This window comes from Nonomuraea sp. NPDC051298 (genome assembly GCF_055586305.1).
The window spans coordinates 1-20,177 of the sequence record NZ_JBVJIM010000020.1 but is presented as its reverse complement, the minus strand read 5'-3'; the positions used below and the strand labels follow the sequence as shown (position 1 = coordinate 20,177).

At 69.0% G+C, this 20,177-nt stretch carries 9 protein-coding genes and 2 pseudogenes; 9 read left to right on the top strand and 2 right to left on the bottom strand.

The window, feature by feature from the left end:
• The first annotated feature begins 56 nt into the window (after positions 1 to 56).
• The 3 genes from ACZ6S0_RS39450 to ACZ6S0_RS39440 all read left to right on the top strand — a co-directional run bounded on the left by ACZ6S0_RS39450 (position 57) and on the right by ACZ6S0_RS39440 (position 11,904).
• Positions 57 to 6,374, top strand: a complete 6,318-nt coding sequence (locus tag ACZ6S0_RS39450; protein ID WP_465924439.1) for an amino acid adenylation domain-containing protein — start codon at positions 57 to 59, stop codon at positions 6,372 to 6,374.
• Positions 6,367 to 10,695 (top strand): type I polyketide synthase, encoded by a 4,329-nt coding sequence (locus ACZ6S0_RS39445; RefSeq protein ID WP_465924438.1) that lies wholly within the window; start codon positions 6,367 to 6,369, stop codon positions 10,693 to 10,695. The genes ACZ6S0_RS39450 and ACZ6S0_RS39445 overlap by 8 nt, the downstream gene beginning before the upstream one ends.
• A gap of 81 nt (positions 10,696 to 10,776) precedes the next feature.
• The gene (locus ACZ6S0_RS39440; protein WP_465924437.1) at positions 10,777 to 11,904 is read left to right on the top strand and encodes an ATP-grasp domain-containing protein; all 1,128 of its coding nucleotides are present in this window, start codon (positions 10,777 to 10,779) and stop codon (positions 11,902 to 11,904) included.
• A gap of 153 nt (positions 11,905 to 12,057) precedes the next feature.
• On the opposite strand, the pseudogene ACZ6S0_RS39435 reads toward ACZ6S0_RS39440, so the two are convergent.
• Both ACZ6S0_RS39435 and ACZ6S0_RS39430 read right to left on the bottom strand, forming a co-directional pair.
• Positions 12,058 to 12,435: pseudogene (locus ACZ6S0_RS39435) on the bottom strand (SDR family oxidoreductase); the annotation flags it as partial.
• 52 nt (positions 12,436 to 12,487) lie between these two features.
• Positions 12,488 to 13,858: an IS256 family transposase gene (locus ACZ6S0_RS39430; protein ID WP_465924436.1), complete on the bottom strand. Its 1,371-nt coding sequence runs from the start codon at positions 13,856 to 13,858 to the stop codon at positions 12,488 to 12,490.
• A 305-nt stretch (positions 13,859 to 14,163) separates the two neighbouring features.
• Between ACZ6S0_RS39430 and ACZ6S0_RS39425 the strand changes: the two genes are divergently transcribed.
• From ACZ6S0_RS39425 to ACZ6S0_RS39400, 6 genes and pseudogenes are all read left to right on the top strand, one after another.
• Positions 14,164 to 14,598 carry an MmyB family transcriptional regulator gene (locus ACZ6S0_RS39425; RefSeq protein WP_465924435.1) on the top strand — a complete coding sequence of 145 codons (435 nt, stop codon included), beginning with the start codon at positions 14,164 to 14,166 and terminating at the stop codon, positions 14,596 to 14,598.
• A 305-nt stretch (positions 14,599 to 14,903) separates the two neighbouring features.
• The gene (locus tag ACZ6S0_RS39420) at positions 14,904 to 15,398 is read left to right on the top strand and encodes an RICIN domain-containing protein (protein WP_465924434.1); all 495 of its coding nucleotides are present in this window, start codon (positions 14,904 to 14,906) and stop codon (positions 15,396 to 15,398) included.
• 502 nt (positions 15,399 to 15,900) lie between these two features.
• Positions 15,901 to 16,728 (top strand): annotated as a pseudogene (locus ACZ6S0_RS39415) (IS66 family transposase).
• Positions 16,729 to 16,986: 258 nt separating this feature from the next.
• Positions 16,987 to 17,517, top strand: coding sequence for an RICIN domain-containing protein (locus ACZ6S0_RS39410; RefSeq protein ID WP_465924433.1), 531 nt, complete (start codon positions 16,987 to 16,989; stop codon positions 17,515 to 17,517).
• An 855-nt stretch (positions 17,518 to 18,372) separates the two neighbouring features.
• Positions 18,373 to 18,912, top strand: coding sequence for a hypothetical protein (locus tag ACZ6S0_RS39405; RefSeq protein WP_465924432.1), 540 nt, complete (start codon positions 18,373 to 18,375; stop codon positions 18,910 to 18,912).
• A 307-nt stretch (positions 18,913 to 19,219) separates the two neighbouring features.
• On the top strand, positions 19,220 to 19,732 hold the full coding sequence (locus ACZ6S0_RS39400) for an RICIN domain-containing protein (RefSeq protein WP_465924431.1): 513 nt from the start codon (positions 19,220 to 19,222) through the stop codon (positions 19,730 to 19,732).
• The last annotated feature ends 445 nt before the right edge of the window (positions 19,733 to 20,177 follow it).

Sequence of the window (20,177 nt, the reverse complement as noted above, 5' to 3'; positions counted from 1 at the left end):
GCGGCCAAGAGCGGGGCATCCGGCCGGTCCCACGGGCGCAAGGCGCTCGTCATGTGGTGTCGTACGGGCAGGAACGCTTCTGGTTCGTCACCCAGGCAGATCCCGCGGATGCCTCCTACAACGTGCCGGTGGGCCTGCGCCTGCGTGGCCGGCTCCGCGTCGCCGCGCTCCAGCAGGCGTTGCGTTCCTTCATCGGCCGACACGAGATCATGCGCACGGTGTACGAGACCACTCCCGAGGGCTGTCGCCAGATCGTGGCCTGGCAGGACGCCAGATTCTTCGAGCTGGCGGTCCGCGACTGCGCGGGAGAGCAGGCCGCGCACGCCGCCGCCGTCGACCTCCTGCGCCGGCCGTTCGACCTGACCTCGCAGCCGCCCGTACGGGCGGAGCTGCTCCGGCTGGCCGACGACGACCACCTCCTCGTGGCCTGCGTGCACCACATCGCGTTCGACGGCGACTCCGCCGACGTGCTGCTCGACGAGCTCGGCGCGGACTACCGGGCCGCTCTGGGCCAGGGCGGCGCCCGTGCCGCAGACCCGGTGCAGTACGTGGACTACGCGGCGGCGCAACGGCTGAACGGTGGGCTCGACCGCCAGATCGACTGGTGGCGTGTCCGGCTCGCCGGCGCGCCCGCCCTCGACCTGCCCCTCGACCGGGCGCGTCCCGAGGCGCGCGCGAACGGCGGCGGCCTGGTCAGCTTCACCGTGCCCGCTGCTGCCGCCGACGCACTCCGTGAGCTCGCACGCGAGCAGGGCACCAGCGCGTTCGCGGTCCTGCTCGCGGTGTTCATGGTGCTGCTGCGGCGCCACAGCGGGCAGAGCGACATCAGCGTGGGCACCCCTGTGACCGTCCGCGACTCCGACGAGCTCGACGACGCGGTCGGCCTGTACATCAACACGCTTGTCCTGCGCGCGGACCTGTCCGGCAATCCGTCGTTCAGCGAGCTGATACGGCGTGTCCGCGACGCCGTGCTCGACGCGCTCGCTCACCGGCAGGCCCCGTTCGAGAAGGTCGTCGAGGCGGTCAACCCGGACCGGTTACCTGGCCGCCACCCGCTGTTCCAGGTCCTGTTCAGCACTGGGTCCGCGCCGCCGGACGACCTCGGCTGGGGCGTTCCAGAGCTGCGGGCCCTGCCGCAACGGCTGTCGCACGGGCTGACCAAGGTGGACCTATCGGTTCACCTGGAGGTGCGGGCAGACGGTTCGCTGCGCGGCTCGTGGCAGTTCGACCCCGCGCTCTTCGACGAGCCGACCGCCCGGCGGATGGCCGCGCACTTCGTACGGCTGGCCACGGAGCTGTCGCAGGACGGCCCGGTGGACCGCGCCGCCATGCTCCCTGAGCCGGAGCTACGCGAGCTGGCCACAGCCTGGAACGATCCCCCGGTACCGGCGGCGGACGTCCGCCTCGACGACGTCGGCGTGCACGAGCTGTTCCTTCGCCAGGCGGCGCGGACACCCGACGCACCTGCGGTGCGGCAGGGCGCGCGCGTCTTGACCTATCGGGAGGTCGCCCGCTGGTCGGGCGCCATCGCGGCCGAGCTGGCCGACGACGGTGCGGACCTGGTCGGGATCTGCGTCCCGCGCGAGGTCGCCGGCGTCGTCGCACTGCTGGGGGTACTCGTCGCCGGCCGGGCGTACCTGCCCCTCGATCCCGAACTCCCACCCGCACGGCTGCGCTACGCTATCGAGGACGCTGGCGTGCGGACCGTGCTAGTCCACGGCGCCGTGCCGGAGAGCCTGGGGGCGGCCCTGGCGGAGCTCACCGACCCTCCGCGCGTCCTCGATCTTGGCACATGCCGCGCGCAACGCCTGATAGAACGCGTGCCCGGCGGTTCTCGCCCCTGTTACGTCATTTACACCTCGGGCACGACCGGCAGCCCCAAAGGGGTGGTGCTGGAGCACCGGGCGCTGACGCACTACACCACATCGATCCTGTCCGTGCTGCGCCGCGAGCTGGGCGGCGCGTTGGAGGGCCTGAACTTCGCCACCGTCTCCACCCTGGGGGCGGACTTGGGCAACACGAGCATCTTCGCCGCGCTGGTCGGCGGCGGCTGCGTCCACGTGGTCGACTACGAGACCGCGACCGACCCGGACCGGTTCAGCTCCTACCTCGAGGAGCACGGCATCGACGTGCTCAAGATCGTGCCGTCTCATTTCGAGGCGCTGTACCGGGGCGCGGCGCAGCCCCGCCTGCCCCGGCGGGCGCTGATCCTGGGCGGCGAGGCGGCGTCGCGAACACTCGTCGCGGATGTCCTCGCCGAAGGTGCCGCGTGCAGGCTCTTCAACCACTACGGCCCCACAGAGACGTGCGTCGGCTCGCTCATCCACCCCGTACGGCCCGGTGCCGACGACTCGTCCCGGCCGCTGCCGATCGGCCGCCCTCTCGGCGCCACCACCATCGCGATCCTGGACGAGCAGGGCCTTCCGGTGCCCCAGGGGGTGACGGGCGAGCTGTACATCGCGGGTCCCGGCGTGGCGCGGGGTTATCTGCACCGTCCCGAGCTGACCGCCGAACGGTTCGTCGAGGTGCGCGGCGCGTCCGGGACGAGCAGGCGCCACTACCGCACCGGCGATCTCGCCAGGACACTCGCCGACGGGAACATCGAGTTCGTCGGGCGCCGTGACACGCAGGTGAAGGTCCGGGGTCACCGAGTCGAGCTGTCAGAGGTGGAGGCGACGCTCGCGTCGCACCCCTCGGTGTCGCAGGCAGTGGTGTCCGCCGCGTCCACCGGTCTGTCCGCCTACCTCGTCGCGACCGAACCGGTCGACACCGAAGCGCTGACGGCGCAACTGCGCGGCTCCCTTCCCACTTACATGGTGCCGTCATCGATCACGCTCGTGCCCGAGCTGCCGCGCAACCTCAACGGGAAGATCGATTTCGCCCGGCTGCGGGCGTCCGAACCGGCCTCGCCCCAGCGCTCCGCACCCACCACCCCCATGGAAATCTGGCTGTTGGAGGCGTGGACGCAACTCCTGGGGCGTTCGGTCGAAGCGGTCGACCAGGACTTCTTCGCCGTAGGCGGCCACTCGCTGCTGCTGATCCGACTAGTGGGGCGGATCCGTGCGGAACTGGGTCTCGAAGCCTCGGTACGCCAGTGCTTCACGCATCCAACCGTACGCACGCTCGCGGCAGAGCTGGAGCGCACCGGCGCGGCGGCCGAGGCGAGCATCCCTCGTACGGCACGGGCGCCGGGTGAGCGGCATCCGGTGTCGTTCGTGCAGAAGCGGTTGTGGTTCCTCCAGCGGCTCACCCCGGACAGCGCCGCCTACAACGTCCCGATCGCCGTGCGGCTGCGCGGCCCGCTCGACTGCGCGGCTCTCACCTCCGCCGTGCGTGCCGTTGTGACCCGTCATGAGGTGTTGCGCACCCGCTACGAGTCCGCGCCCGACGGCTGCCGCCAGGTGGTCGCGCATCCGGACGGCCGCTTCCTCGATGTCCCGGTACGTGCGGCGCCCGACGAGGGCACCGCACTCGAGATGGCCTCATCGCTGGCCGCTTTACCGTTCGACCTGGCCGCCGGCCCGCCGGTTCGCGCCGAGCTGATCCGGCTGGCCGACGACGACCACCTGCTCATGGCCTGCGTGCACCACATCGCCATCGACGGCTGGTCAGTGGGTGTGCTGAGCCGCCACCTGCACGCCGCCTATCAGGGCCTGTCCGGCCCGGCGTCCCCGGTCCAGTACCTCGACTTCGCCCGCTGGCAGCGCGACCACCTCACCGGCGAGCGGCTGAGCGAGCTCCTGGACTGGTGGCGCGACCGGCTCGGCGGCGCGCGGCCACTGGAGCTGCCGCTCGACCGGCCGCGCCCGGTCGAACAGGCCCACCGCGGCGCGTGCGTCCGGTTCGAGGTGGACGCCGCCAACGGCGCCGCCCTGCGCCAGGTTGCCGAGCGGCACGGCGCCACCTCCTTCATGGTCCTGCTCTCGGTGTTCTTCGTGCTGTTGCGCCGGCACACCGGGCAGAGCGACCTGAGCGTGGGCACCGTCGTGGCAGGGCGGGATCGCCCCGAGTTCGATGACGTCGTGGGGCCGCTGGTCAATACCGTGGTACTGCGGGCCGATCTGGGTGGGGACCCGTCGTTCGGGGAACTGCTCGACCGGGTGCGGCAGGCGGTGCTGGATGCGCTGGCGCACCAGGATGCGCCGTTCGAGAAGGTCGTGGAGGCCGTCAATCCGGTGCGGGACCTCAGCTATTCGCCGCTGTTCCAGGTGGCGTTCGGGGCCGGGGTGCCCGGTTCCCGCGCCGTCGCGTGGTCGGCCGGCGGTCTTGAGGCCGAACCGCTCGCGCTGCCGTACTCGCTGTCCAAATACGATATGTCGGTCGATTTCGACGACCAGGCGGACGGCTCGTTCACGGGGTGGTGGCACTACGACGCCGCGCTGTTCGACCGCGAGACGATCGCGGCGATGGCGGAGCGCTTCGTCCGGCTCGCCGCCTCGTTCGCTGCGAACGCATCCCTGACGGTCGCCACCGCGCCGATGCTCCGCGCGGACGAGCTCGATGCCTTGCTCGCCACCTCCGGCCAGACCGCCGTGCGGGATCCCGACCTCGAACGCGGAGTGCACGAGCTGATCCTCGGCCACGCGCGCAGGGACCCGGACGCCGAGGCCCTGCGGCAGGGCGAGCGCGTCGTCACCTACGGCGAGCTGGACACGTGGTCGGCCGCCGTCGCCGCGCGGCTCGGCGGCGGGCTGACGGGCGTGTGGGCGCAGCGGATCCCGGAGTCGGTCATCGCGATCGTCGGTGTCATGCGCTCAGGCGGGGCCTACGTGCCGCTCGACCCGCAGTTGCCGAGCGTCCGGCTGCGGCAGATCATCACCGATGCCGGGCTGCGGGAGATCCTCGTGGCCGGGCCGGTCGCGCCGGGCAACCTCGGTGACGCGATCGAGGGCAGTGCCGTGCGCCTGGTCGACATCCGTGACCCCGCTCCCTCCGGCCCCGCCTCCTCCAGCCTTCTCCCCTCCGCGCCAGCCCCGGGAGGCGACTGGCTCTGCTACGTCCTGTACACCTCCGGATCCACCGGCCGTCCCAAGGGCGTTCTCGTGCCGCATCGAGGCGTCGTCAACTACGTGACGTGGGCGTGCGTCGAGTACGGGATCGTCGCGGGGTCGCCCGTGCTGCTGCACTCCCCCATCACCTTCGACCTGACGGTGACGACTATGCTTGCCCCTCTCGTCGCGGGCGCCCGCGTCGAGTTCACCGCCGGAGACGAGGTGGCCGACCTGCTGACGGCGCTGGCCGGGGCCGCGCAGCCGTACCAGGTCGTCAAGGTGACGCCCGCGCACCTGCGGCTACTCAACACCGCGCTCGCCGACGTCCTGCCTCGCCGCGCGCCGGCCAGATGCCTGGTTGTCGGGGGCGAGGCGCTGACGCTCGACGCGGTACGGCCGTGGCTGGCGCACAGCCGCGTGATCAACGAGTATGGGCCGACGGAGGCCACGGTGGGCTGCACCTTCTTCGACGTGGCAGAGGATCCCACGTGCCGCGACGTCCCCATCGGGCGGCCGATAGCCAACACCACCGCGTACGTGCTCGATGAGCGGTTGCAGCCGGTCCCCGCCGGAGTCATGGGCGAGCTGTTCATCGGGGGCCTCGGCCTCGCGCACGGCTACCTGAACCGGCCCGAGCTCACCGACGAGCGGTTCGTGCCCCATCCGTACGAGCCGGGCGCACGCCTATACCGCACCGGCGACCTCGCCGTACGGCGGCGTGACGGGGTGCTGGAGTACCGCGGCCGGGACGATGGACAGGTCAAGATCCGCGGGTATCGCGTGGAGCTGGGCGAGATCGAAGCGGTGATCAAGCAGATCCCCGGCGTCGGCGACGCCTGCGTGCTCCGCGTCAAGCAACCCGGCTTCGACGGCCTCGTCGCCCACGTGGCGGGCCAGAGTGTCACCCCGCACGCCGTCCGTGCCGCGCTGCACGAGACCCTGCCCGCGTACATGATCCCCGACCGGATCAGCGTGCGCGCCCAGTTGCCGCTCACCCCCAACGGCAAGCTCGACCGGGCCGCTCTTCTGCGCGATCTGCCCGCCGCGCAAGAGGGCGCCCGCTCCCCAGCGGTGGCGGGCGAGACCGAGCAGCGGCTGCACCGGCTGTGGGCGGAGGTCCTCGGCCGTGCCCGCATCGGCCGGACGGAGAACTTCTTCGACGCGGGCGGGCACTCGCTCCTGATGGTGGACCTGCACGCGCGGATCACCGCGGAGTTCGGCGCGGGCATGGAGCTGCTGGAGCTGTTCCGCAGCCCGTCCATCGCCGCCTTGGCCGCAGTCTTGGACGGCCGCGGGCCTCAGGAATCGACCGTCTCGGCCGTCCGCCCGTCCCGCGCGGGCGCACTCGCGAACCTACGCAGGAGAAGGCAAGGCAATGAGTGATCTGGACATCGCGATCATCGGCATGGCCGGGCGCTTCCCCGGCGCGGATGACGTCACCGCGTTCTGGCGCAACGTCTTGACGGCGAAGGAGTGCGCGACCGGCTTCAGCCGGGACGAGCTGCTGGCCGCCGGGCTCCCACCGGACATGATCGGCCACCAGGATTTCGTCGGCGTGCGCGGTGTCCTGTCCGACGCGGACCGGTTCGACGCGGCCTTCTTCGGCTACTCGCCCCTGGAGGCGCAGTACATCGATCCGCAGCAGCGGATCTTCCTCCAGGTGGCTTGGAACGCCGTCGAGAACGCCGGATACGCGCCCGACCGATTCACCGAGCCCGTGGGCGTGTTCGCCAGTTGCAGCACCAACACCTATCGGGAGGTCGTCCTGCGCGCCGGGCGGGACGACAGCGACTGGAAGGAAGGCATGCTCGTCGGCCTCGGCAACCAGATCGACTTCCTGAGCACCCGGATCTCCTACAAGCTGAACCTGACCGGCCCGAGCATGACGGTGCAGACCGCCTGCTCGAGCTCCCTGGTCGCCGTGCACCTGGCCTGTCAGAGCCTGCTGGCCGGCGAATGCGACGTAGCGTTGGCCGGCGGCGTAGCTGTGCGGTTCCCGCAGGTGGGCGGCCAGCTCTACACCGAAGGCGGGATCTATTCGCCCGACGGCCGGTGCCGCCCCTACACCGCGGACGCGCGCGGGGTCTTCAGCGGCAACGGCGCCGCCGCGGTCGTGCTGAAGCGGCTCGGCGACGCGGTCGCCGCGGGCGACTGGATCCAGGCTGTCATCAAGGCGACCGCGGTCAACAACGACGGGCGCGACAAGATCGGTTACACCGCGCCCAGCGAGGCGGGGCAGGCGTCGGCGATGCGTTCGGCTCTGGAGTTAGCCGGGGTCAGCTCGGCCGAGGTCGCGTACGTGGAAGGACACGGCACGGGCACCCCGCTCGGGGACAGCATCGAGATCGCCGCCCTGCGCGCCGTCTATGACGGTGCGGACGACGGTGAGCGAAGCTGCGCCCTGGGCTCGGTGAAGAGCAACGTCGGGCACCTCGACGCGGCGGCCGGTGTGACCGGGCTGATCAAGGCGGCGCTGGCCGTGCGACACGCCCTCATCCCACCGCAGCCGGACGCCGCGAACCCGCGCCTGTTCGGCGGCCCGTTGTACCTCACCGGCACGGCCCTGCCCTGGCCCTCGCGTCCCGGCCGCCGAGTCGCCGCGGTGACCGCGCTCGGGCTGGGCGGCACCAACGCCCACGCTGTCCTGGAGGCGCCGCCGGTTCCCGGCGCTCCGGCCGGGGAGCGCCGCCCTATCGGCGGCCATTTCCTCGCGCCGCTCAGCGCCTCCTCGGCGGAGTCGCTCACGGCCATGCTGGACGCCTTGCCCGATGACCTCGAGGCCCTGCCCGCGGAGTCCCTGACCGCCGCGGACGTGTCGGCCACGTTGCTGAATGGCCGCTCGTTGCGGCCGTATCGGGCCGTCGTGATCGGTCCCGATCTTGAGGGGATCGCGGCCTCGGCACGTACGAGGTCCACCCGCCATCTCGTCACCGGAACGAGCGAGGAGACGGATCCGCCCGTCACGTTCATGTACACCGGCGGCGGCTCCCAGTACCAGGGCATGGCGCGCCGGTTACTGGCCACCGACCCTGTCTTCGCCGAGCACGTCTCGGCGTTCCGGGGCTCCTTCACGGAGTTGACGGGCGCCGACCTGATCACCGATGTGCTGGAGGGCGGCGCGCCGCTCGACGACACGATCACCGGCCTGTGCACCATCCACGTGGTCCAGGTCGCGCTGGCGCGATCGATCATCGAGCGGGGCGTGCGCCCCTCCTGGCAGATCGGGCACAGCCTCGGCGAGTACGCCGCGGCGGTCATCGGCGGGGCCCTGTCCCCGGCCGACGGGCTGCGGCTCGTGACGCGTCGCTCGCAGCTCATGGCCGAGATACCGGGCGCCATGCTCAGCGTCCAGGCTAGCCCGGACATGCTGCGCGCGGGCGGGCACCTCGATGAGGTGTCGCTCGCTGCGGTCAACGCCTCCGACCTGTGCACGGTCTCCGGCGGTGAAGCCGCAATCGCCACGCTCGCCGCCCGCTTGACCGCAGCGGGGATAGAGAACCGGCGGGTAGCCATCGGCGTCCCCGCGCACTCGACGCTGCTGGAGCCCATCGTCGATCGCTTCCGGGCGGAGCTGCGCGGGACCACGTTCGCCGCTCCGGCGATCCCATGGATCTCCAACGTCACCGGCCTGCCGATCACGGAAGGCGACCTGGCCGATCCGGACTACTGGGTCCACCATCTGTTGCGCACCGTCCGCTTCGCCGACGGGGTACGCACCCTGCTGGACGCGGGCGCCGCGACCTTCCTGGAGGTGGGACCCGGTCAGACGCTGAGCGGCTTCGCCCGCGCCGTCGCACAGAACGGCGCCGAGGGTGGTCATCGTACGGTGACCACGATCCGGTCGATGCGATCCGCGCGGGAAGAGACTGACGACGGCGAGGTGCTGGCCCAGGCGTTCGCACAACTCCACTGCGCCGGGGTGCCGCTGGACCCGCGCGCCCTGTACGGCGGGGCCACATTCCGCAAGACACCGCTGTCCGGCTACCGATTCGCCCGCACCCGGCACTGGCCCACAAACAGCCGCCCGGCGCGGAGCAGCCTGCTCACCGACCCGGTCTCCTGGCTGACCACACCAAGCTGGACCCGGCTGCCCCGGCTTCGCCAGGCCCGTACCCTCCCGGGGCTGCGCATGGTGCACACCGGAGACGACCTTCCGGGCACCGCCCAGGTTTCCGGCCCGGACGAGCTGCGGACCGTACTGGGCAGTGACGACGCCCACACACGCCTGGTGATCGGCCTGGACACCGGCACCGCGCAGGCCGTCCACCTAGTCAGCACCGCGCTCGAAGTGCTCGGCCCGGAGCGGCTCGACGTGGTCCTGCTGACCACTCAGGCCGCAGTCGTGGACGACGGCGACATGGTCCACCCGGAACGCGCAGGGACCATCAGCGCTCTGAGGGTGCTGGGGCAAGAGCACCCGGGGCTGCGCTGGCAGGCCGTCGATCTGCCTCCCTGGGTGCCGGCCGAAACCGTTCTGCGCGAGATCGCGGAGGCTCCCGACCAGTCACTGCGTGCCGTGCGTCCCAGCGGCAGGTGGGGCGCGGCGCTGGTGCCCGCCGGCGCCGACGGGCACCGCCGCCCGATCCGAGACTTCAGGGACGCGGGCACCTACGTGTTCACCGGAGGTCTCGGCCGGTTCAGCCTCCACATTGCCCGGCATCTGCGCCGGGCCTACGGCGCCCGCGTCGTCCTGACCAGCAGGCGAGAACGCGAGGACGCCACCTCGAGCCTGCCGCCGCTCACCGCCGCCGCGCTGGACCGGTTGCTGGCCGAGCTCGCCGGCCAGCTTGAGATCGTGCGCTGCGACGCCGAGGACGAAGAGGCGCTCACCAGCCTGTTCGACCGTCTGGGCGCGGTTCACGGCGTGTTCCACGGCGCGGCGGTGACCACGGGACCATCAATGCGCACGCTCGGCGCCGCCCTGTCCGACGCCGATTTCGAGACGCAACTGCGGCCGAAACTGCACGGCGCGGTCGCGCTCGACCGCGCGCTGCGCGGCCGAGAACACGATTTCTGCCTGCTGTTCTCCTCCAACGCCTCCCGGTTCGGCGGTCCCGGGCTGGCGGCGTACGCGGCCGCGAACACCGCCATGGAGACGTTCGCCGAGGAACAGTGGCGCCAAGGGGATGACCGCTGGCTGGCAGCGGCTTGGGACGGCTGGCGGCTGGACGGCGAGCCGGAGCGAACCGTGACGAGTCCACTGGACCGCTTCGCGCTAGCTGGCGACGAGGCCGTGCGCATGGTCGAGACCATCGTCCGCCACGCGGACACCGCCCTGACCATCGTCTCCAAAGCGGACGTGCGGGAACGCCACGAGGACTGGGTCGCGCGCGTCACCGCCGTCGAGCGGCCGGAGCCGCAGGAACCGGCCGGGTCGCCGCAGGTCTTCTCCGGTGAGCTCGAACCCGAGGTGGCCGAGCTGTGGAGGGACGTCCTCGGCGCCGCCCCGAGCCACCCGCACGAGAACTTCTTCGCGCTCGGCGGGCACTCGCTCATGGGGCTGCGGCTCATCAGCCGGATCAGGGAGCGGTTCGGCGTACTTTTCGACTACGCCACGCTTGCCGACAACGCCAGCGTGGCGACGATAGCGCGGTGGATCGCGGCCCGCGTCACCTCACCCACCGCCGCGCCGAAAATGTCAAGCAAACCGAGCCGCACCCTGTCGGAGCTGCTGAACCTGGTGCAAGAGGGCCCGTCCACCTGAGAGGTTGCCATGCAACGGATCGCAGTCCTCTACGACATCGGCGCGGCGTCGCCAGTCGACATCATCACCAGCCTCGAAGGGGTGGCGGAGCCCGTCTTCGTTCTGCCCGAGTCCGAGCACAACACCGGCATCCGGGACATGATCGAGGACGTGGCCGAGGTGCGCGACCTCAACTCCGCCGCCGACGCCAAGGTCGCCGGTGTCCTGACGTTCAGTGACTTCCAGCTTGAGGCCGCCGCCGTACTGGCCGAACAGCTGGACCTGGCGTTCCACCCGGTCGACGTGGCCCGTACGCTGACCCGCAAGCACCGGCAGCGGGCCGTACTCAATGAGCGAGGCGTCGGGCACACGCCATCGGCACTCATCACGGACCTGCGCTCCGCCGAGCTTGCCGCCGAACAGGTCGGTTTTCCCGCCGTGCTGAAGCCGAACCGCGGGGTCGGGGGAACGCACACTTACCCCGTGGCCGACCGAGCCGAACTGCTCGACTTGGCCGCCGCCCTCGTGTCCAGCCGCGTCCCACCCGACGACGGTTACGTGCTGGAGGCCCGGTTGGCACCCGCCGACGTTCGGCCGCCATGGGGCGGCTTCGTCTCCGTCGAGTCGCTGATCCTCCAAGGCGAAGTGACACATGTGGGGATCACCGGCAAGTTCGGCTTCATGCCGCCATTTCGTGAGCGCGGCGGCTACCTGCCCCCGCTCGGCGGCATCGTGGACGAGCCCGCCGTCTTGGACGTGACGACACGTGCGTTGCATGCTCTCGGCGTGGGGGACTCGATCTGCCACACCGAGGTGATGCTCACTGCGGACGGCCCCCAGATCATTGAGGTCAATGGCCGCATGGGGGGCCACATCCACGACCTGTTCCAGCGAGCGCACGGCCTCGACATGATCGCGCTCGCCGCCCGGGTCGCGCTGGGCGATCCGGTACCCGTGGCGCTCGTCCCCTGCGGCGAGGTCGTCTACCAGTACTTCGGGCTGGCGCCGATCGACGCCAAAATCCTGCTGGAAGCGCCACGCGTGGCCGAGGTCAGGAAACTGCCGGAGGTGAACCGGTTCGATCTCCAGGTCTCCCCCGGTTCGGACCTCGACTGGCGTCGCGGCTTCCGGGAACGGATCTACGTGTGCCGGGGCCAGGCGCCCGATCATGAAAGGCTCGCGGCCTTCATCGCGAGCCTGAATGAACGCCTCGGCATCCTTTACGCCTGAGCATTGGTGTGTCCTGGAAATAGCTAGAGCCCATGAAACGCCGGGCTAAGATCGCTGGAAGGGCGGTCCTCGATCGCACCGGACGACACCTGGCCATGGGCTCTTTGCCGATCACGTCTGTCCGGTGCGGTCGGGGGCCGGTTGCGGGCTCGTTCAGCCCAGGGACGCCAGGCGGGCTCCGCCATCGGTCTCGATGATCGTGCCGGTGATGTTGGCGTTCGTCGCTGCGACGACCACGACGTCGGCGACGTCGTCGGCGGTTGCGATGTGCCGGGCGGGTAGCGCCTGGGCGGCCTGGGCGAAGTAAGCCTGCCGGGCGTCGTCCGGCAGGCCGCTCCACCAGGGCGTGTCGACGAGGCCGGGTGAGACACCGTTGACCCGGATGGGTGCAAGTTCCACCGCGAGGGGCTTAACGAGGGCTTCGACCGCTCCGTTGATCGCCGCGATGCCGGCGGTGCCGGACATGCCGGAACGGGCGGTGATCGCACCGAGCAGCGTGATCGAGCCGGTGGGGCCAAGGTGCGGCGGTCGCGTCCTCGGAGCGGTGTAAAAGGCTCAACGAGGCAGGTGCCGTGGGCTGATCTTAGGCGGCAGTCGTCTCGGGTGTCGAGTCGGACGATGCGGTGGCCGCCGGGTGTAGCGGGGTGGGTGGGGACAGCAGGGCGCGGCGCAGGTCCTGCAGGGTGCGCAGTCCCTTGCTGGTCATGGCGAAGCCGCGCCAGCCGCGGGCGGCGCGGTCCAGCACCGCCCAGACCAGCGAGACACAGCTGGTCTCGCCGGGGAAGCGGCCGATGACCTTGACCCGGCGGCGGGTCTCGCCGAAGGTGCGCTCGATGAAGTTGGAATGGCGGATGCGCTTGTGGTGCTCGGGTGGGAAGCGCAGGTAGGTGGTCAGGCTCTGGCGGTCGGTCAGCAGGCTCTTGACCGCGGCCGGGTAGCGTCCAGCCGACGTCTCGGAGAAGGCGTCGATGCGGGCCTGCGCCCACGCCACCAGGCCCGGGCCGGGCTCGATCTCCTTGTCGTCGTTCTCCAGGCTGCTGGTGTCGAAGATGTTCCAGAAGGCGGCTTTGACCTCGGCCTGGTCGCCGGCACTGATCTTCGACAGGACGTTGCGGCATTTATGGATCACACAGCGCTGACGCAGCGAGCGGGGAAAGACCTGCTCAGCAGCGGCGATGAGACCGGGCGCGCCGTCGGAGACGACCAGGAGCGGCGGACGCAGCCCGCGGGCGGCCAGATCGGTCAGGAAGTCGTGCCAGGCGTCGGTCGACTCGGCCGCGGCGGCCGACAGGCCGATGAAGACGGGTTTCCCCTCGGTGGTGATGCCCCAGGCGGCCAGCACCGGCTCGGCGCGCTGCCCATGGTGCATCTTGAAGTGACTGGCGTCCAGGAACAGGTAGTCCAGCTCGACGTTCGTCAGGTCGCGACGGCTCCAGGCGTCGTACTCGGCGACGATGGCCTGGCAGATGGTCGAGACGGTCGACTTGCTCAGGGCGGCCTCGGGGCCGAGAGCATCAGCCAGGGCGCCTTCGACGTCGCGTACCGACAGGCCGCGCACGAAGGAGGCGATGACCAGGGTCTGCAGGGCGTTGGTGCGGGTCACGCCGGCACCGAACAGGCGGGAGGCGAACTTCTCGGTGGTGCCGCGCAGCTTGGGCCGGGCGATGGTGACCGGCCCGGTGGTGGTCTTGATCGTGGTCGGGCAGTGCCCGTTGCGGTGGCCGGGCCGTACGGCGTGCGCCTCGTCGCTGCTGCTGCTGGTGGCGGCGTTGGCACGTTGGTAGCGCACGCGGCCGAGGAAGGCGTCCACCTCAGCTTCGACGGCGGTCTGGATGATCAGGCGGGCACCGAGACGGGCGACGTCCTCGATGACCTCGACCAGGTCACGACCTTCGGTGAACAGGGCGTCGATCTCGGCGCGGATGGCCTGAACGGGCGGTAGTGTGCGTGCCACGAGCGTAGGTCCTTGCGTTGTGCGAACTTTGGACGGTTCAGCACGGCAACCTACGCTCGTTCCCTTTTACACCGCATCTCGGACGCGACCGACGCGATGCTCGACGCGGTCGCGCGGGTGTCGCGGCTGGACGCCGACGAGCGGGCGCATCTGCGCGCCCTCGCGCACCCGAGGCCCGGGACGAGACCAGAGCACGGGACGAGGCCGGAACGGGTGCGGGACGCTGTGCGGGTGATGGTGGAGGCGTTTGGGGATGTGCCTGCGCTGGTGTTGGGGCGGCGGACCGATGTGCTGGTTTGGATCGGATGGCGCATGCGTTGCTGGCGGGGCATGTTGATTTTCGGGCGCCGGAGTGTCCGGCTACTCGGCCGAACTGGGCGCGGTTGTTCTTTCTCGACGGGCGTACGCGTGAGTTGTTCTCCGACTGGTGGGGGAAGGCGCGTGACACGGTGGCGGACCTTCGCCTGATCTCGGGGAGGTATCCGGATGATGCGGCGCTGGCCGAGTTGGTGGGTGAGTTGGCGGTGCGGAGCCGGGAGTTCGACGCCTTGTGGGCGGCGCATCCGGTGCGGTCGGGTGCTCATCATTCGCGGGAGTATCGGCATCCGGTGGCCGGTGCGATGACGCTCGCGGATGAGCTGATGCGGCTCCCCGAGGACGAGAGGCAGCGGCTGGTGGTGTTCACCGCCGTGCCGGGCTCGTCGTTGGAGGCCGCGCTCAGGCTGCTTCGTCGTCGGTGACGACGAGGCGGGTGAGGCCCTGGACGGAGACCTGTTCGGCCTTGCCGACGCGGGCGTCGGAGTACGCCAGGTCACCGATGTAGATGCCGCCGGTGAGGCGGACCTCCCGTACGGGGCGCGCGACGGCAGGGGGTGCGGACGGTGCGCAGCCACGTGTAGGCGCTACCTACTGTTAACGATAAGATCATGCCCGCCGTGTGGACCAGACGGCATCTCGGACGAGAGAATCTTGGTCGGCCATCACCCCCTCGGTAGCCAGACGTACAACGAAGGGTTAATCTGTGAACGGGTTTCTACGGCGGGTAATGATCGCCGTGATGGTCGTGACGGCCATGGTAACGCCGCTTTCCAGCGGTACGGCATCGGCCAAGACCACGAAGCTGGCCTTGTTCGAGCTGGTGAGCTTCAACCGTATCGGCGACATCGACAGGTGCCTGGCCATTGCGAATGGTAGCAAGTCCAACGGCGCGGCCGCGATCCAATGGACTTGCAACGGCGGCTTCGAGCAGCTTTGGTATTGGAGCAACGGGCTGCTCGTCAACTATGGCAGCGACAAGTGTCTTGCCATCCCTCACGCCAGCAAGGCCATCGGCGTAGCCGCGGTCCAATGGTCGTGTGACGGTGGCTCGGAGCAGCGTTGGCGAAGGGTTTCAGACGGCCCCGAGGACGGCTGGGGCATCCAGAACGTGAACAGCGAGCTGTGGCTGGCCATCGGCGATGACAACAGGAATGGCGCTCCGGCCATCCAGGTGCGGAGAGCCGAGACCCTCAACCAGGACTGGGCACAGCGTATGCGCTAGTCCCGGTCCAGAGGCTTGCGACGCAGTGCAATAGGTGCCCGGAACTCGGCCGTTGGGGCTGTGCGCCTGCCGATAATCACATCCCCGGGCGACTGGAACTCGCGTACGCCACGTGAATCCGTCGCAGAGTCAGGACCTGGGCGGGGGACGGAACCGCGTACGGCAGGATGATCGTTCGTGCTCCTCCGCCTGGTCTGGCTCACCATTACCAACACCTTCGCCGCGCTGCGGTTGCCGCTCGCCGCCCTGGACGAGCCGGAAAAAATCCGGCGAGGTACGCCGTGCCCACGGCGTACTGCTCGGCCGGGCCGCGCCTACCTGCGCACCGGGCACGGCGACTTGGAGACCCTCCAGTGTGCCCGCATCGGCTGGCCGAGAGACGACGCGCCGGACGCGCGGGCCCGCGCGGACGCCGTCACCGTCGCTCGTCGCCGGATCACCGAACTCGGCCGGGCCCGTCTCAGCCGTGAAATGAAGCCAGCGGTCGGTGTGGGCGGCACCCATGTGGCGCGCTACTTCTGTCTCGCCCGGCTGGGTGTCGTCGATCCTGGCCGAGGCCGCCACGCTGGTCGCCGGCAGCATCAAGGTGATCCGCGCGCTGCTGACACTCACGTATGTGCTGCACGTCGATGAGACCACCACCCGGATCGGAGCGGCGCGCCGCTGGCTGCACGTGGCCTGCACCACCACCCTGACCCTGCTTGGCCTGGGCGAACGCTCCCGGCAGGGCGCCAACTCCCTCGGCATCCTGCCCGAGTTCCGCGGGGTGCTGGTGCATGATTCGCTGTCGCTCTACAATGGCTAGCCGCATGCTCGTCACCAACTGTGCGGGGCACATCTGGTCAGGGAGCTGACTGCGGCGGCCGAGGATCATCCCGGTCAGCGGTGGCCGGCGCAGATCCGGTGGGCGCTGGCCGAGTTGAACAAGCAGGCCATCAAGGCCCGCGAGAAGGGCCTGGCCGAGATCCCGCCCGAGCGGGCGCGGATCTACCTCGAATCCTTCCATCACGGGATCGTGGTCGGGCTGTCGCTGCATCCCCGCGCCCCCGGGCGGAAACAGTCCCCGGCCCGTAACCTGCTGGAACGGCTGCGGGACCGGGCTGATGATGTGCTGCGCTTCGCCGACTTCCCCGGCTGGGTGCCGTTCACGAACAACACCGGGGAGCGCGCGCTGCGCCCGGTCAAGACGCAGGTGAAGATCTCCGGCTGCCATCAATCCGAAGATGGTGCCGCGCACTGCGCCCGCAAGCACCGCCTGAGCGCCTTCGAGGCGATCCACCGCGCCTTTACCGGCAACCTCTGGATGCCGCCGGTCGCACTCGACGCCTGATCAGCACGTATCACCCAGCGTCACTGAACCTCTGAATGCTTACGAGTGGCCTGGCCATCGGCGATGGGAAAAGGTTGGGTCTCCATCATGTGATCTTTCCCACAGAATCGAGCGATCTACGGCAGCCGTGACTGCAGTACGCTCCAGATCGCCAGCAGGAGAGGCTGCGCATCCATTGCGGTCGGCGCGAATTCCGCGTTCGTTTCGCAGGTCAAGTGGATTTTTCATCGGCTTCAATTCATTCATCGGGAGTAAATCGTGAGCAAGATTTCCCGTAAGGTCGCGATGGCCATGGGGGCCGGCGCGGTCGTCGTGGCGACGTCGGTTGTCGGCGCCGCACCGGCCAACGCCGACGCCGTCTGGTTCACCCTGCGCTCCTTCAATGGCGAATTGGGAAAGTGCCTGGCCATCGAGAACGGCAGCACGGCCAATGGCGCGCGCGCCATCCAGTGGCCCTGCAACGGCGGACGGGAGCAGATCTGGATTTGGGAGGGCACGATGCTGCGGAACATCAACAGCGGCAAGTGTCTCGCCATTGGAAACGGCAGCCTGGCCGCCGGCGCGCCCGCAATCCAGTGGACCTGTCCGGGCGGCGGCTACTACAACCCGGAGCAGAACTGGGAAAGGATTTCCGCGGGCTCCGGAAGAGGCTGGGGCATTCGGAATGAGAACAGCAACATGTACCTGGCCATTGGCAACGGTAGTCACAGCAACGGTGCGCCGGTCATCCAGTGGCACAGCAATACGAACCCGGAGCAGAACTGGCAGCAGCGCACCTGGGAATGGTGACGGCGGTCACAGCGACGGCGTGCCGGTCGCCCAGCGCCACGGGGGGACCGGTGAGCCGTGGCCCTTCCTCCTCGGGCTTGGCCTGACGTCCCGCCGTACGGGATCGACCTGAGCGGCGGCGACGCCGAGCGGCTTCTACAGTGGGAAGACAACAAGATGCCCTCGACCGGTGGCCAACCTACGCCGAGGGCAGCTTGCTGGACTCACGAGTCCAAGTGGGCATTCGCCTACTTGGACCCGTTGCCGTTCACCAACCAGTCCACCGCGATCAGGAACGCTCGGACGACGAGCGCGCCCCACTCCGGCAGTCTCGGAAGGCTCGGGCGGCGCCGTTTGCCGACAGCCATCGGTTTCCCGTCTCCGACCGGTTTTCGGGGACCTGCGCTTGCACCACGCACGGGTTCCATCAACTACAGGACGAGGAATCCGAGAACCCGCGCGCTTCAGTCCAAGGGTGACGAGGACCCCTCCTTATGGAAGCCTCCGCTGGACTTCTTCTACTGCGAGTACGCCAGCCCCTGGATCGACGTCAAATACGACTGGGGCCTGTCCATGCAGCCGAGCGAGAAGGAAGCGCTCCTCGAAATGCTCTCCACCTGCTGACTTGAACACGACGGTGCCCCTGCTCCCTACAGGACGGGGCCCTTTGCACGCAGGCAGCGGCTCCAAAAGGACCGCAGCCGACGATATGAGCTGCACCTGTGTCTGCGACCAGTGTGATGTAACCGGGTCTGCACCGCGAGACCACTTCCCGCGCCTCTCCTAGTAGTGTCGGCTGGCGTGGCGCGCTCAAACTCGGATGTTAGCGGTTGGTACTGGTGGGCATTCATCGCCACGTCCATCCTTGTGCCGTTCGTGGCCATCGCCGTGGTCGTATTCTTCGTCTCTCAAGGTCGCGAGTACGCCGACCAGTGGGCCAGCATTTTCAGCTTCGTCGTCACCGCCCTCGTCGCCTCGGCGGCGGTGATCGGCTGGTTAAGGCAGGGGGCCAAGCGCAGGGGCGATCTCGGTATGTTGGAGGTGGCCGAGCCCGGGGCGGACACGGTAGCAGCGCGTGCCGAGCGGCTGGCCACTACGTTGGAGCAGACTTGGAAGTCGGAGGAGCTGCGGCAGCGCCTCTTGGACCCGGAGCCTCTGCCCGTCTCCTGGCGTACGGTCGGTCCGCCGGTCAGCGACCACTGGCGGGTCATCGGCGGTAATGATCTGCCCATCGATCTCAACGGCAGCCTGGACGATCTTTATCACACAGTTCGCAGCAAACTCCCCCGGACACGCCTGGTCGTGCTCGGCGAACCCGGCGCCGGCAAAACTTCGCTGGTGATGCGCTTCGCCCTAGCTTGTCTGTCCACCCGTGAGCAAGCCAACCCCGTCCCCGTCATCCGGGTTTCGTGGTGATGGTCAGATAGTCACGGATGGCGGCGGCGTCGAGTGGCTTGAGCTCGATGGCGGGCAGGCTGGGCTGGCATGATATCCGATTCGCTATCGAGGATCGGCTCCTACCGATATTGGACGACGAGCGGTGAGGGTGATCTACTTCGACCGCTACAGCTTCTGAGGCGAAGAGCTCGCCGTACAGCCCCGTGCCCACCTTCGCCGACATTCGGCTGAGGATGACACCGGGCCGTCGCCGGGACGACATTTTCTCTTCACCCAAAGTTTATCCGCAGAAGTCAAGCCATTCAATTGATCGGAAGGGCGTCCTGTGAACAAGATTTTCCGGAAGACCTCCATCGCCATGGCGGTTGGTGTGGTCGCGTCGGTGACGTCGCTCACTGGCACGGCATCGGCCAGCGCCGCCACGTTCGAACTGCTCAACTACAACGGTTGGGCGCCCGAACTGTGCCTGGCCATCGCGGGCGCCAGCAAGGCCAATGGCGCACGCGCCATCCAGTGGGGGTGCAATGGGGGCAACGAGCAGCGTTGGTACTGGAGCGGCACAAGGCTCGTCAACGCCAATAGCGGTAAGTGCCTGGCCATCGGTAACGCCAGCAAGGTCGCCGGTGCAGCCGCGATCCAGTGGGAGTGCGGGGATGGCGCGGAGCAGCGTTGGCGGAAGGTTTCGATGGGCGCCGGCGAAGGCTGGGGCTTCCAGAATTACAACAGCAACAAGTGGCTGGCTGTGCCCAACAGCAGCCAGGCGAACGGTACGCCGGTCATCCAGTGGCATGCCAGCCAGAACCAGGACCAGAACTGGGCGATGCGCATGCACGGCTAGGGTCGCGCCATTCATCTGAACGAGAATTTGACATCGCAGTGTCCCCGCGAGCGCGGACACTGCGATGTTTCACGTACGAGGCAAGATGAAGAGTGTGATCATGACGGCGGTGGCTCCCGAAGGACTCTGCTGGTTAACTCGGATTGGTGGCCCCGGTTCATGATCTGATGGTTCCTGTCCTGATCATGAACGGTGTGGCAGTAGTCGTCGTTGTCTTCGTCCTGGCTGCTGCCGGGGTGAATGGAGGCGGCGTTGCCCTCTGTGCCAAGCTCAAGTGAGACAGATGTCAATCCCCCCAAACCGTGGAGACGGTTCTATGCCACAGCGGTCCTTAGCAGGGCCGTTGATGCTTGCCGCTTCTCGATCATCAGGCGCTCGAATGTGACAGGCGGCAGCCCGTCGTTGGCACTGTGCCTGCGCTTGACGTTGTAGAAATCCGCGATCC